This window comes from Brevibacterium sp. Mu109, assembly GCF_900169375.1.
GTDB classification, from domain to species: domain Bacteria; phylum Actinomycetota; class Actinomycetes; order Actinomycetales; family Brevibacteriaceae; genus Brevibacterium; species Brevibacterium yomogidense_A.
The window spans coordinates 1-13,556 of record NZ_FXZF01000039.1; the positions used below are offsets into that span (position 1 = coordinate 1).

Genomic DNA, 13,556 nt, shown 5'->3' on the forward strand with positions numbered 1-13,556 from the left:
GCCGGATCCGACTGGCAGGCGTGGAGGTCGACCACGGAAGAATCTCAGAGTGTCACCGAAGTCCTGAGACATGAACTGTCACCGATGTCCTGATACAGAACTGTCACCGATGTCTCGAGACATCACACCTGCTCTACCGCCTGTGGCGCGAGAAGAACCTCGACTGGGACGGCAATTTCCGCACCCCGCTGGGCTCCTTCACCGTCACCCCGTGGCCCTTGGACGACGTGCCGCCGTTCGTGTGGCACGGCTCGATCCGCAGCCCGGAGATCGCGGAGCAGGCCGCCTACTACGGCGACGGCTTCTTCCACAACAACATCTTCTGGCCCACCAGCCACACGGCACGCATGGTGGACCTCTACCGCCAGCGCTACGAGTACTACGGCCACGGCCGTGCGGACCAGGCGTTCGTGGGTCTGGGCGGTCAGGTCTTCATGCACAAGGATTCTCAGGAGGCGGTCCGCCGCTTCCGCCCGTACTTCGACAATGCGCCCGTCTACGGCCACGGGCCCAGCATGGAGGACTTCACGGCGCAGACACCGCTCACGGTCGGTTCGCCCCAGGAGGTCATCGAGCGCTACGCAGGCTTCCGCGAGTGGGCCGGTGACTACCAGCGCCAGCTCTTCCTCCTGGACCACGCGGGGCTGCCGCTCAAGACGGTGCTCGAGCAGATCGACATCCTCGGCGAGCAGGTGGTTCCCGCCCTCCGCGAGGAGTTCGCCGCCGATCGCCCGGCGGATATCCCGGAGGCCCCCACGCACGAGTGGCTCGTCGCCCGCCAGCGCGCCGGCAACGCCCCGGTGCCCGGCGGCGCACCCGGGACCCGCGCGCACGAAGACCGCCTCGCCGCACAGGAAGCAGAGCGCGCGAAGGCCGACTCCGGCTCCACGTGATCGACCCGCCGCCCCACGTCATTCCAGAGAGGACTGCACCATGATCGAGATCGTCGCAGTGTCGACCGGCCTGAGCGAGGACTCCACGACCACGCGGCTGGCCCAGCGCATGCTCGCCTCCGCAGAGGGCGCGCTCGCCGCCCGTGGGGCCGAGGTGACGACCACCCACATCAACGTGCGCACGCTGGCGAAGGCGCTCGTCGACCTCACCGTCTCCGGGTTCCCCGCCCGTGAGCTCGAGGAGGCGTTCGCCGCAGTCAAGCGCGCTTCGGCCGTCATCACGGTGGCACCCGTCTACAAGGCGGCGCCTGCCGGCATCCACACCCTGTTCTGGCAGCTCATCGACGACGCATCGCTCGCCGGCACACCCGTGCTGCTGGGCGGGACCGGCGGGACACCACGGCATTCGCTCGCCGCGGAGTCCACGCTGCGCCCGATGATCGCCTACCTCAAGGGCTACGCGCTGCCCACCTCTGTCTTCGCGGCCACGGACGACTGGGGCGGCGGCGAGCAGGCCGGCCTGGACCGCCGCATCACCCAGGCGACGGACGAGCTGGCGGAGCTCGCCCTGGCACTCAACCCGGCGGCGACCGGCGCGCAGCAGGACACCGCCGCCGAGGCGCCCGCCGGCACCCAGCCGACCGGCGCCTCGGCAACGCGGTCCGACGACTACGCCCGCGACATCCCGTACGCGGGGCCCGCGGAGGAGTCGGGCAGGTCGGCGATCACACCGCGCGGCCTGGGCGACCGGGCGCGCGAGGAACGCGGTCGGGACGAGTTCGACCCCGCATCGGTGACGCCGTTCTCCGTCCTCCTGGGACAAGGAGGGGCATGACCGACGCCTCGAACCTTCTGGGAGGCACCCCCGACCGCGTCGATCCCCCGAGTGGCGGACCTCGCCGTGATCTTCTGGGGGAGACCCGCACGATGGAGGCCTGGCGGCTCTACTTCGAGACCTCGCAGCGGGTGATGGCGCGGCTGGGGGCGGCGCTCAAGGACGACGCGGGCATGGACTTCGCGGACTACAACCTCCTCATGGTGCTGGCCGAAGCCCCTCAGCGCACGCTCCGGATGACGGTGCTCGCGGAGAAGATCGTGTTCTCGGTGCCGAGGCTCAGCTACCGCATCGGCGTGCTGGTCGACCGGGGGTGGGTGCTCAAGGAGGCGTGCGCGGAGGATCGCCGCGTCCACAACATCATCCTCACGGACGCGGGTGCCGCCGCACTCGTCGCCGCCGGTCGCGACCATCGCGCGCAGATCCACGAGGTGTTCGACGCGCGTCTGAGTACCGATGACATCGACGACCTCGCCCGCATCATGGCCAAGATCCGGCCCGCGGTCGACCGGTGAGCGGCTCTGGGGAAATTCGCGGCTCTGCTCAGTCGACTTCTTTGGCCGCCGGATCGTCCGGATTCTTCATCGCTGTCTCAGGTTCGATTTGGCGCAACCATTCTGTGAGCCTGTTCGCGGAAGCCACCTCTGCAGACACGTCGGCATCCGGGTTGTCAAAATGTGCAATAGAGTTCCGGAGAGTCCTTGTTTCAGTCAGCCAGTCGTTGAAAACTGTCTTAGAGATATCCCAGTCGAGTTCGTCCCAATGGGTTCTAAAGTAGTCCTGCAGGTTCCCGAACATCATTTCCGAGAAAGGCATTTTCGGTGGTTTCGAGGCGAACTTCGCTTCAGCCACACGTTTGAGTTCCTGTTCGCAGCGCCCTACCGTGAGGAACGGAATGGCGAGATTCTCGAACTCGCGAGTCAAGTCTGCCGCAGTGACGATCCCTGACAGCTTTCCGCGATGAGTGACGATCACGAATCCTCTGTCAGCTATCGGTTGCAGGTTCGTGAAGAGATCTGAGTACAAGTCGACCGAGTCCGCTGGCTCTATCGCATCGGTGACAGCCTCAGGATCCTCACCTCGCAATCGCGCGTGAGCGAGGGTCTTCCACGAGAAGACGCCTTCAAGCGTCTTGTCGTCGGCATTGTGCACTACCGGGACCTGCGAGAAGTCGTGCCGCAACATCAGTGACGATGCCTCTGACGCGGACATGTCGTGTGTGACGTAGCCTGATTGGTAGGCGTCATGGCTCGTTGTAATGGCAAACGTTGCCGACGGTATTCGGGCGAGCGTAAGCAGGTGTTCTCGTGGCGAATCCTTCTGAATTGATTCTTCGATTCGAGATTCACTGTGCTTTACTCTTATATGGTTGTCGAGGAGGCCGGTATCGAACGGTGGATCGGTGTATAAGCCCATCGCTTCGAGGTCGGATTCAACTGTCGAAACAACATTTGTGCCTCGTGTTTTCGATCCCCAGTATGAAATCAGTTGGCGCGCTGAAATGGATTCCTTTTCGTTCGCCAGATAATCCAGAAAAGCCTTCGTGTCTTCAAGTCCGCTTGATGCTGTCGGTTCGGCAGGCGGGTAGCTCATAGTTTTGGGCCCTTCGTCGAGCAATTGGTCGAGTGCTCAATCAGCATGCCTTACAACCGCGAGCTGTGGTAGCTGTTTCTGCCCCTTTTTCTAGGGTGGTCTGCGGTGGAAGGACATCGCCGGGTGGTGAAGATGACCGGCACTGAATGTTCGCTCGGTCGAATGCCCGTGCTGCATGCCAGACTGGACGCATGAGCGAAGACGCACGCACGGGCACTGCGGGTGCCCAGACGACCCCGACCGGACACGTGACGACAGTCGCATTCCCCACCAGCGAGCTGCGGTCGAAGGTCGACTCCCGCATCGTCGACCACCAGCAGTCCCGCGTGGACTTCGTGGTGTGGTCAGCGGAGGAGGAATCGCCCGGCCTCAAGAAGTCCGACATCGATGCGGTCATCCTCCCGTACCCCGACCACGGCCCGACGATCGAGCGCCTCCACGAGCTGCCCAACCTCAGGTTCGTCCAGCTGCAGACCACCGGGTACGACGCGCTGATCGGGAAGGTCGGCCCGGACGTGCAGGTGGCGACGGCCTCGGGCGTGCACGCGGCTGCGACAGCGGAGCTCGCCGTGGCGCTCGCGCTCGCCCGACTGCGCGGCATCGACGTCGCAGCACGCGACATGACGCACCAGAGGTGGGACCACCAGCAGCTGCCGTCGCTCGCGGACCGGAAGGTCCTCATCGTGGGCGCCGGCGGGATCGGCAACGCGATCTTCGACCGCTTCGCACCGTTCGAGGTCGAGCAGACACGCGTCGCCACCACCGCCCGCGATGACGACCGCGGCCACATCCACGCCATTGACGAGCTGCCCTCGCTGCTCCCCGATGCGGAGATCGTCGTCCTCATCACCCCGCTCACCGACCGCACGGCGAAGCTCGTGGACAAGGACTTCCTCGCCGCGCTGCCCGACGGTGCGCTCGTCGTCAACGTGGCCCGCGGGGGAGTGGTCGACACGGACGCCCTGGTCGCCGAACTGCAGACCGGTCGGATCCATGCGGCGCTCGACGTCGTCGACCCGGAGCCGCTGCCTGCGAAGCATCCACTGTGGGAGACGCCGAACACGCTGCTCACCCCGCACGTGGGAGGAGACGCGTCGGCCTTCCACCCGCGCATCGAGAGGCTGCTCGTCGAGCAGCTGCACCGCCTGCAGGTGGGCAAGGAACCGCTCAACCTCGTCGAGGTGCCGCAGGGCTGAGTGAGTCTCTGGCATACAGGACTATGCGCACACAAGCGTTCGGTATTCGGCCCGACCCTGCTCTGGCCTTCGCCGGTGAGACGGTCAACGGGCGACGGCATGACCGTGACGTGCCCTTGCGTGCGCGTTGCCGCCCTGACCGATTCGGGGCATCCGTGCAGGTGAACGTGGTTCCACCGATACTGAACCGCCGCCGAGGCGCCGGTCGCCCGCGAGGGTGACCGGCACCTCGGCGGCGGTGTTCCGGTCCGCCATGTGGGCCGGTGGCGGCACAGTGTGACGGCGGTCCTAAGATGCGGGACATGAGCATCACTGATCCCGGCCCCGCAGTCGCCTCGTCACCAGCACAGCCCGATCCGGGCGTGGACATCAAGCCGCGTTCGCGCGACGTCACCGACGGCATCGAACGCGCCGCGGCCCGCGGAATGCTCCGTGCGGTGGGCATGGGCGACGACGACTGGCAGAAGCCGCAGATCGGCGTCGCCTCGTCGTGGAACGAGATCACGCCGTGCAACCTGTCGCTCCAGCGGCTGGCCGGGTTCGCCAAGGAAGGCGTCCACGGGGCGGGCGGCTATCCGCTGGAGTTCGGGACGATCTCCGTGTCCGACGGCATCTCCATGGGCCATGAGGGCATGCACTACTCGCTCGTCTCCCGCGAGGTCATCGCGGACTCGGTGGAGACGGTGTTCGGCGGCGAGCGTCTGGACGGCTCCGTCCTGCTGGCCGGCTGCGACAAGTCGATCCCCGGCATGCTCATGGCGGCGGCCCGCCTCGAGCTCTCCAGCGTGTTCCTCTACAACGGCTCGATCATGCCGGGCACCGCGAAGCTGTCCGACGGCTCGGAGAAGGAAGTCACCCTCATCGACGCCTTCGAGGCGGTCGGTGCATGCCGTGCCGGGAAGATGACGGAGGCGGACGTCGACGCGATCGAGCGCGCCGTCTGCCCCGGCGAGGGCGCGTGCGGCGGCATGTACACCGCGAACACGATGGCGTCTGCGGCCGAGGCGATGGGCATGTCCCTGCCCGGCTCCGCCGCGCCGCCGGCGATCCACCGCAACCGCAACGTGTTCGCCCGCATGTCCGGCGACGCGGTCGTGAACCTGCTGAGCCGCGGCATCACGACGAAGGACATCATCACGAAGGAGTCGCTGGAGAACGCGATCGCCGTGACGATGGCGTTCGGCGGATCGACCAACGCGGTCCTGCACATGATGGCGATCGCGCACGAGGCGGGCGTGGACCTCAGCCTCGACGACTTCAACCGGATCGGCGATCAGGTGCCCCACCTGGGCAACGTGAAGCCGTTCGGCGAGTACGTCATGAACGATGTCTTCAAGATCGGCGGTGTGCCCGTCGTCATGCGCGCGCTGCTGGACGCGGGCCTGCTGCACGGCGACTGCATGACGGTCACCGGCAAGACGGTCGCGGAGAACCTCGAGAAGATCAATCCGCCGGACCCGGATGGCAAGATCCTCCGCGCGCTCAACGATCCGATCCACCCGACGGGCGGCCTGACGGTGCTCAAGGGCTCGCTCGCTCCCGAGGGCGCTGTCGTGAAGTCGGCAGGCTTCGACGCGGACGTGTTCGACGGAACCGCGCGCGTGTTCGACCGCGAGCAGCCGGCGATGGACGCCGTGCTGAACGGTGAGCTGAAGGCCGGCGACGTCGTCGTCATCCGCTACGAAGGGCCCAAGGGCGGACCGGGTATGCGCGAGATGCTCGCGATCACCGGTGCGATCAAGGGCGCGGGGATCGGCAAGGACGTCCTCCTCATCACGGACGGTCGGTTCTCCGGCGGTTCGACGGGCCTGTGCATCGGTCACGTGGCGCCGGAGGCTGTGGACGGCGGACCGATCGCGCTCGTGAAGGACGGCGACAAGATCAGCATCGACATCGCTGCGCGGACGATCGAGCTCCACGTGCCGGAGTCGGAGCTGGAGGAGCGTCGCACGGAGTGGACGATCCCGGAGAACCACCGCCTGACCGGTGTGCTGGGCAAGTACGCGAAGCTCGTGAAGTCTGCGGCCGTGGGCGCGACGACGGTCTGAGCGACCGTTCGAGTGCGCAAGCCTGAGTCGCAGGCTGAGCGTGCACGCCCGAGCAGCAAGCTGAGCGTGCGAGGGGCGGGTCTCCGTCCCCCGCGGTGAGACATCCACGCAGGGGCCCCGGTCCTCCCGTCGAGGAGGACCGGGGCCCCTGCGTGTGCGGAAAGCGCTGCGCGTGATGTCTGAGCATCGTGCGCGGCGACTCCCCGTTGCCACTGTCTGTTTTCAGTACTCGTCGTCCGCGTCTTCATCCGCGTCGTCTTCGGCGGCGAGGCGCCTGCGTCCACGGCGAGCGGAGTACGCAAGGGCGATCATCGCTGCCCCACCGCCCACGATGCCGCCGGTGACGAGGCCGGCCGCGGTGCTGCTGTCGGTGCTGACTGCATCACTGAGGCCCACGTCGATGAGCGGCGCCCCCGTGAACATATGGAACGAGAGCGCTGCGATCCACGCGGCTGCCACGGCGAGTCCGGCGAGCGTCGCCAGTCGCCTGCGTCGCGGGGCGATCTTCGAGTAGACGCGGTTCATATCGAGTCCGGCGCTGCGGCAGTACCAACTGTAGGCGCCGCTCGGGATGAGGGCCGCGACGATGACGATGCCGGACCACATCCCCACGCCGATCACGGCGAGGGCGACGCCGATCAGCTGGATGGTGAAGATCGAGACGACCATCGCGACGGTGCCGGCGCGCAGGGCGATGTCCCGTTCGCGCTCATCGCCCATCGAGGGATCGGCGATCCCTGCGAGTCTGTCTGCGGTCGTGGTGAAGCGGCGTGGGGTATGCGTTGTCATGACGGCTCCTTGTCCAGCGGGAAGAGGGCTTCGACGGTCGAGCCCAGGCGGCGGCTGATGCGCAGTGCGAGGTAGACGCTGGGTGCGTAGTCGCCCTTCTCCACGGCAGCGATCGTCTGGCGGGTCACGCCGACGTGCTTGCCGAGCTCGCCCTGTGTGAGTCCCACGGCTCTGCGCAGAGTCCGGATGGACTCGGTGCCGCCGTCGGATGGGCGAGGACCTGCTTCGGTGGAGCCCCCGGTCTGTCCGGTGATCGGCATATCCACCCCTTGATGTTGAGTTTCCTTGACATCTACATGTTAAGCAGAGTTAGCACATGGATGTCAAGGAAACTCAACATTCAGTCGCGAGGTGACCGTCGGGTCGCCGTCAGCCGAACCGCGCTCTTCGGGCAGCTGAGTCGCGCCCGTGTGCTTCAGTCCGCTGTATCGCGCCCCGTGCCCTCTGCTGCTGGACGAGAGTCAGGACGGTCGGTGGGCGAGCCCGGTCTCCTCGTAGACGCGCTTGCCCATCGGGGCGAAGTCCAGGACGCCCTCTTCCCACCACTCGTCGAGGTCCTCGAAATCGCCCTTGTCCTCGATCCCCAGTTCGTCCGCGACGGACGTCCACTTCTCCGTGGACTCATCGATCTTCGCGGGTACGTCGTCGCTGAGCAGCCCGTCGTCGAGGATCCTCTCCAGCTCTGCGGCGTTCGCGTCGCTGATGATCTTCTCCGTCTCCTCGTCGATCTGCTCGATCGTGCCGTCGGCCTCCTTCACCTGGCGCACGCTCTCCGTGTTGCCGTCGGCCACGATGTTGACGAAGCCCGCGAACGATGACTGGGCCGCGTCGAAGATGATCTGCTGGTAGGCCAGCGGCAGCGTCTCGAACGAACTGCCTGCGAGCTCCGCGCCCACGGCCCGCGACGCCATGCTCGCCTCGTCCGTGCTGTAGGACAGGTGCGGGGCCACGTCGAACAGCTGGCTCTCCGCAGACGGGAGGAGCTGTGCGAACGTGCAGTCGACGGTGCCGCGCTGCAGGGCCTCGAACACCTCGACGTACTCCATCGACACGGGGGACGCCCCCAGCTCCTGCGTCACGTTCAGGTGCGAGGTGCTCGCCACGCGGATCTGGCGTCCCTCCCAGTCGTCCGGTTCGCTCCCCTCCTCGTTGCAGATCGGGTAGTAGCCTCCCGACGCGACCATCGGGGTCAGCGGCGTGACGCCCTTCGCTTCGTACTCGTCGAGGAGGCTCTCGGTCTGCCACCCGAGATCGCCTGCGACCGCGTTGTAGATCGCCTCTCCGCGCACGGGGGAGATCGGCAGCCCGGAGAGGGCGGATGCGGTCGCGTCGAACGACGGGTAGTCGCTGGGGTTGTAGATGGGCAGCGAGTAGGACAGGTCGAGGCGCCCGTCCGCCAGGGCGTCGTCGACCTCCGCGTAGCCTGCGATCGCCTGTCCCCAGACCATCTCCAGAGTGATCTTCCCGCCGGACCGCTCTTCGATGTAGTCCTGGTACGCGTAGGCGGCCGGCGCCATGATCGATTCCGGTGAGGCCGCGGCGGGCTGGTAGGTCAGTGTGACCGGGTCCAGATCGGCCAGCGCTTCGTCGACGGCTGCCTGGTCGGCGTCGTATTCGAAGCCAGCGCCGGCTTCACCGCCGGACGAGCCTCCGGCTCCCGCGGATCCGGCGCAGGAGGACAGCGTGAGTGCGGCGCAGACGGCCGCCGCTGCGAAGGTGAGTGGGCGAGCAGATGTCATCGTTGACTCCTTGGTGAGGGCGACGTTGGTGAGGGTGAACAAGGCACAGCGGTTGCTGGTCTGACAGGCATGGCGGGTGCGTCACCCGATCTGGGGCAGCATCACCCGACCTGGGGCAGCATCACCCGATCTGGCGGGCCGCGCCCTCCCAGTGGGGTGCGCGCAGCGCCTTCTTGTCGATCTTCCCGAACGGCGTCAGCGGGAGGGAGTCGACGAACTCGAAGCTCTTGGGGCGCGCATACCGCGCGAGTCCGATGGACGCGTGGTCCTTGAGTGCCTCGTCTGTGAGGCCGTCAGTGTCACCGCTGCCATCATCGTCACGGTCAGCGCCATCGCCACGGACTTCGTCGCCGTCGGCACTGCTCCCGTCTTCGTCGTCGTCGGCACCGACGCCGCGCGTGACCACGACCGCGTGGACCGCCTCGCCCCAGTCCGGGTGCGGGACGCCGATCACTGCGACCTGCGCGACGAGCGGATGGGACGAGAGCGCGTCCTCGACCTCGCGGGAGTAGACGTTGAAGCCGCCGGAGATGATCATGTCGTTCTTCCGGTCCTTGAGGAAGACGTACCCGGCGTCGTCGATGATTCCCATGTCACCGGTGCGGACCCAGCCGTCCCAGAACGTCTCCGCCGTCGCGTCGGGATTGCCGATGTACTCGGTCAGTGCGAAGGGCGTGCGCACGGTGATCTCGCCGAACTCTCCCGGGGGCAGGTGAGCGCCCGTGTCGTCGGTGACCGCGACGTCGGTGAAGAGCGTGGCATTGCCGCAGGAGGACAGCAGTTCGGGTCGGTTCGGATCGTGGTCGAGCTTCGAGAGGCGCGTGCAGAACTGAGGTGCCTCTGTCTGACCGAAGAGTTGGAGGAAGACCGGGCCCAGCAGGCGGAGTCCGTCGACCAGCCTGGTCGGTGACATCGGCGCGGCGCCGTAGACGATCGTGTTCAGGGCCAGATCCGCAGAGCGTTCTCCCGATCCTCCCGATCCTCCCGATCCTCCCGATCCTCCTGATCCCTCTGATCCTGACCCCCCGTCGGCCAGGCGCCCGTCGAGGAGGTCGAGCACGCGATAGATCATCGTGGGCACCATGAAGGTCCAGGTGATCCGATCGTGGAGGAGCAGGTCGACGGTGCGGTGCGCATCGAAGCTGTCGAGCACGCGCACGTTCGCCCCACGTCCGATCGCGGCTGCCGCGAGGGAACCGCCCGCGTGCGCGAGCGGCGTCATGATGAGCATGCGCTCGCCGGGGCGGATCTCCGCCTCGATCATCTGGATGTACAGGGCCGCTGCGACCGATCGTGCGGAGTGGGAGACCGCCTTCGGCCGTCCCGTCGTCCCGCCGGTGAAATAGATTCCTGCGCGCGATTCCGGATCGACGGAGTGCTCCGTGCGGTCGGGTTCCGTGCCACCAGGCGGCAGGGGCGCCAGGGGGATCGCATCCGGGAGCATCCTGCCGGCGGGGTCCTCCACCTGCAGGAGGACGGGTCGGTCGTCCGGGTCGAGGTAGGGCAGGAGTGCGGCGCCGAGGTCGTAGTCGGTGACGAGGAACGCGGCCTTCGCGTATGCCAGCTGGTACGCGACGGTCTCCAGGGCGGACATGTAGTTAGCCGGCGTGCGCACGAGGCCCATGCGGGCGACGGCGGATTCGACGACCAGCCATTCGGCGCGGTTGCCGGCGAACATGCCGACGACATCACCGGTGGAGGCGCCGTGCTGGCGCAGCTGCTCCATGACGGCGTCCGACCACAGCCACAAGTCCCTGTAGGTGAACTCGCGGTCGTCCTCGCGGATCGCGGTGAGCGCGCTGTGGATGCGGAACGAGTGCTCGTAGATCTCTGCCGGGGTGGTGAACACAGGCGGCTCTCCTGGAACATGGCGGGCAGCGAGCGAAAGCAGCTGCACCGATGCGAACTGTGACTCAGCACACCATAATCCGGTCAGCCTTGACTGTCGACCTGTGTTCACCAGGTGGGCAGGGAGGGCTCCTCGCCGGCCCAGCCCGGCCCACGTCACCTCGGGGAATTCGCCCGATCAGCCTCAGCCCAGGCTGATCCGACCCTTCAGCTCCGCCGCGTCCAGCGGTTCCGCGGTCGACTGCTCGATGATCTGCTTCGCCTTGTCCGTCGAATCCCACACGTTCCACAGCAGGACACCGCGCACGCGGCCGGTGTCGAGGAAGTAGACCACTCCGGCGCTGCCGTCGTCGGTGAAGTCCTCGACGGTCTCGAGCGAGGAATCGAGGTCTCCGACCGCCTCGTAGCCGTAGTCGAAGAGGTCGGACCAGAAGATCGGGGTGTACGTGTAGCTCTCCGGATCGCCCTTCCGCGTGCGGGCGACTGCCATGTTGCGGCCGGCGACGGCGCCCATGTGCTCCGCGCTGTCCACATGCTCGACACGCCGGTCACCCAGGAGCGCGTCCTCGTAGCGGGCGACGTCTCCCGCGGCCCACACGTCCGGTGCATTCGTCGCGAGGCGGCGATCGACGATGATCCCGTCGTCGACGGTGATGCCGGCTGCTCGCGCGACCTGATCGTTCGGTGTGACGCCGACGCCGACCACCACGACCTCGGCGGTGTGGGTTTCGCCGGAGGCATCCGCGACGATGAGGTGATCGTCGCGCTCGCTCGCGCCGTAGGCGGCGGACTCGCCGACCACGGTCACACCGCGGTCGCGATACGTCTGCGTCACCGTCTCGGCCAGGCGCGCGGGGAACATGTGCCCCTGCACCGTCGCTCCGCGCATGAGCATGGTCACCGACACGTCGTTCTGCGCCAGTGCGGAGGAGATCTCCGCGCCGATGTACCCGCCGCCCACGACGACAGCACGGCTGCCAGGCTTCGCTTGGGCGCGCAGGTGCCGGTAGTCCTCGACGGTGCGGAAGTGGATGATGCGGTCGGATGCGGGCAGGTCGAGCTCCCGCGGCTGCGAGCCCGTCGCCAGCAGCAGGTACTCGTAGCCGACCGTGGAGGTGTCTGCCAGCGTGAGTGTCTTGGCGCTCGTGTCGATCGCCGTCACGGACGCCCCGGTCCGCACGTCTGCGCCGTCCTGCGATCCAGTGCCGGCCTCGCCGTCGAGCAGCCATCCGTTGTCGAGCTGCGCCTCGCCATCCAGCCACAGCGTCTTCGACAGGTCGGGGCGGTAGTAGGGGCCGTCCGGTTCGCGACCGAGGATCGCCAGGGTGCCGTCCGCGTCGTGCTCCCGGATCGCCTTCGCCGCCGAGGCCGCCGCGACTCCTGCGCCGACGATCACGTAGTCGTACGTGCTGTGTGCACCCGTGCCTGTGCTGTCCATGATGACCCCACTCCTTCCGAGGGTGTGTCCGTCTCCTTCGACAACACCGGCGGCAGGGGTCATCATCCCGGGGAGCGCGTGTGGCTCCGATGGGCCTTTGCGGACGGGCTTGTACGGGGCCTGGCCCGTGCTGCTCAGCCCTTCGCCTTGGCGGCCTTCCACTGCTCGTTCAGTGCCCTGCGGCGGTCGTAGTCCTGCTTGAGCTTCGTGCGCGGGTCCATGCTGGCGGTCAGGCGCGGCGGTCCGATGACGTGGAGGAGCGCGTACTGGAACCGGAAGAAGAAGCGGTACCCGAGGCCGAACCCGTCGTCGCCCTTCGGCTTCGTCATCGGTGTTTCGGGCGCGGGAGTGCCCTCCGGATCGTGGATCGCGCTGGGCTCTGCCGGATCGCCGCCGCCCGTGCTGCTCGAGCTGAGTGGCGGGTGCTTGTCGTCTGGCATGAGTGGGATCTCCTCGGTGCGGATGGCGGGCGCGGTGTGGTCCGGCGAGTCTACGCGGCACACAACTGTTTCGTGCACTAAGTATAGCAGGAGGACCGTGCGCTGACGGGCGGTGTACCCTCGACGCGTGACCATTGATCCCGACCCTTCCGCGCCCGCCGACGCCCCTGCGCGCGACCTGCTGCGCCTCGACGAGCAGGTGTGCTTCGCTCTCGCCGTCGCGTCGCGCACGGTCGTGGCGATGTACGGGCCGCATCTGGCTCCTCTGGGCATCACCCACCCGCAGTACCTCGTCATGCTGGCGCTGTGGGAGGAGTCTCCCCGTCACCAGGGCGACCTCGCCCGGGCGGTGCACCTGGAGCCGGCCACGCTCTCTCCGCTGCTCACGAGGCTGGAGAAGGTCGGCTACGTCCAGCGGGTCGCGTCGCCCGCGGACGCCCGCGTCCGCCTGGTCGGGCTCACCGACGAGGGGATGGACGTCCGGAAGCACGCGGAAGCGATCCCTGGGGCGATCCTCGCCGACCTCGACATGGACATCGACGAGCTGGCGTCGCTGCGGGACAGGCTCAACGCACTCATCGTCCGTGCGGAGAAGGCCGGCGACGAGCAGACCTAGGGCGTGTCTGACAAAGGTGTAGTTCGCTGGCTGAGAGCCTGGAAGCATGTCGAGATTCCAGCTGCTTACTGATGCTCAGTGGTCGTTGATCGAAGATCTGCTGCCAGCTCCGACCGGCAGG

The 13,556-nt window shown here is 67.2% G+C and carries 12 protein-coding genes and 1 pseudogene; 6 read left to right on the top strand and 7 right to left on the bottom strand.

Going from position 1 to position 13,556, the window contains the following annotated elements; all coding sequences use genetic code 11:
* Positions 1-113: 113 nt before the first annotated feature.
* The 3 genes and pseudogenes from BSP109_RS15090 to BSP109_RS15100 all read left to right on the top strand — a co-directional run.
* A pseudogene (locus BSP109_RS15090) lies at positions 114-893 on the top strand (LLM class flavin-dependent oxidoreductase); the annotation flags it as partial.
* A gap of 40 nt (positions 894-933) precedes the next feature.
* Complete coding sequence (locus BSP109_RS15095; RefSeq protein ID WP_257944730.1) at positions 934-1,728, top strand: CE1759 family FMN reductase; 795 nt, start codon at positions 934-936, stop codon at positions 1,726-1,728.
* Positions 1,725-2,243, top strand: a complete 519-nt coding sequence (locus tag BSP109_RS15100) for a MarR family winged helix-turn-helix transcriptional regulator (RefSeq protein ID WP_257944731.1) — start codon at positions 1,725-1,727, stop codon at positions 2,241-2,243. Before BSP109_RS15095 ends, BSP109_RS15100 begins: the two co-directional genes overlap by 4 nt.
* Before the next feature lie 28 nt (positions 2,244-2,271).
* On the opposite strand, the gene BSP109_RS15105 is transcribed toward BSP109_RS15100, so the two are convergent.
* The gene (locus BSP109_RS15105; protein ID WP_101601719.1) at positions 2,272-3,321 is read right to left on the bottom strand and encodes a CBS domain-containing protein; all 1,050 of its coding nucleotides are present in this window, start codon (positions 3,319-3,321) and stop codon (positions 2,272-2,274) included.
* 191 nt (positions 3,322-3,512) lie between these two features.
* Between BSP109_RS15105 and BSP109_RS15110 the strand changes: the two genes are divergently transcribed.
* The gene (locus BSP109_RS15110; RefSeq protein WP_101601729.1) at positions 3,513-4,517 is read left to right on the top strand and encodes a 2-hydroxyacid dehydrogenase; all 1,005 of its coding nucleotides are present in this window, start codon (positions 3,513-3,515) and stop codon (positions 4,515-4,517) included.
* A gap of 302 nt (positions 4,518-4,819) precedes the next feature.
* Entirely contained in the window at positions 4,820-6,565 is a 1,746-nt protein-coding gene (ilvD, locus tag BSP109_RS15115) for a dihydroxy-acid dehydratase (protein ID WP_101601721.1), read from the top strand.
* A gap of 222 nt (positions 6,566-6,787) precedes the next feature.
* Here the strand turns inward: ilvD and BSP109_RS15120 are convergent, their stop codons facing one another.
* From BSP109_RS15120 to BSP109_RS17530, 6 genes are all read right to left on the bottom strand, one after another.
* A complete protein-coding gene (locus BSP109_RS15120) occupies positions 6,788-7,354 on the bottom strand; it encodes a hypothetical protein (RefSeq protein ID WP_087008063.1) in 567 nt (188 codons plus the stop codon).
* Entirely contained in the window at positions 7,351-7,614 is a 264-nt protein-coding gene (locus tag BSP109_RS15125; RefSeq protein WP_087008065.1) for a helix-turn-helix transcriptional regulator, read from the bottom strand. Before BSP109_RS15125 ends, BSP109_RS15120 begins: the two co-directional genes overlap by 4 nt.
* Before the next feature lie 201 nt (positions 7,615-7,815).
* Positions 7,816-9,093, bottom strand: a complete 1,278-nt coding sequence (gene dctP / locus BSP109_RS15130; protein WP_087008067.1) for a TRAP transporter substrate-binding protein DctP — start codon at positions 9,091-9,093, stop codon at positions 7,816-7,818.
* A 121-nt stretch (positions 9,094-9,214) separates the two neighbouring features.
* Entirely contained in the window at positions 9,215-10,942 is a 1,728-nt protein-coding gene (locus BSP109_RS15135) for an AMP-binding protein (protein ID WP_180959775.1), read from the bottom strand.
* Between the two features lie 183 nt (positions 10,943-11,125).
* Entirely contained in the window at positions 11,126-12,379 is a 1,254-nt protein-coding gene (locus tag BSP109_RS15140; protein WP_180959776.1) for an NAD(P)/FAD-dependent oxidoreductase, read from the bottom strand.
* Positions 12,380-12,513: 134 nt separating this feature from the next.
* Positions 12,514-12,819: a hypothetical protein gene (locus BSP109_RS17530; RefSeq protein WP_218777944.1), complete on the bottom strand. Its 306-nt coding sequence runs from the start codon at positions 12,817-12,819 to the stop codon at positions 12,514-12,516.
* Positions 12,820-12,946: 127 nt separating this feature from the next.
* Between BSP109_RS17530 and BSP109_RS15150 the strand changes: the two genes are divergently transcribed.
* Positions 12,947-13,435 (top strand): MarR family winged helix-turn-helix transcriptional regulator, encoded by a 489-nt coding sequence (locus tag BSP109_RS15150; protein ID WP_257944732.1) that lies wholly within the window; start codon positions 12,947-12,949, stop codon positions 13,433-13,435.
* Positions 13,436-13,556: the final 121 nt, after the last annotated feature.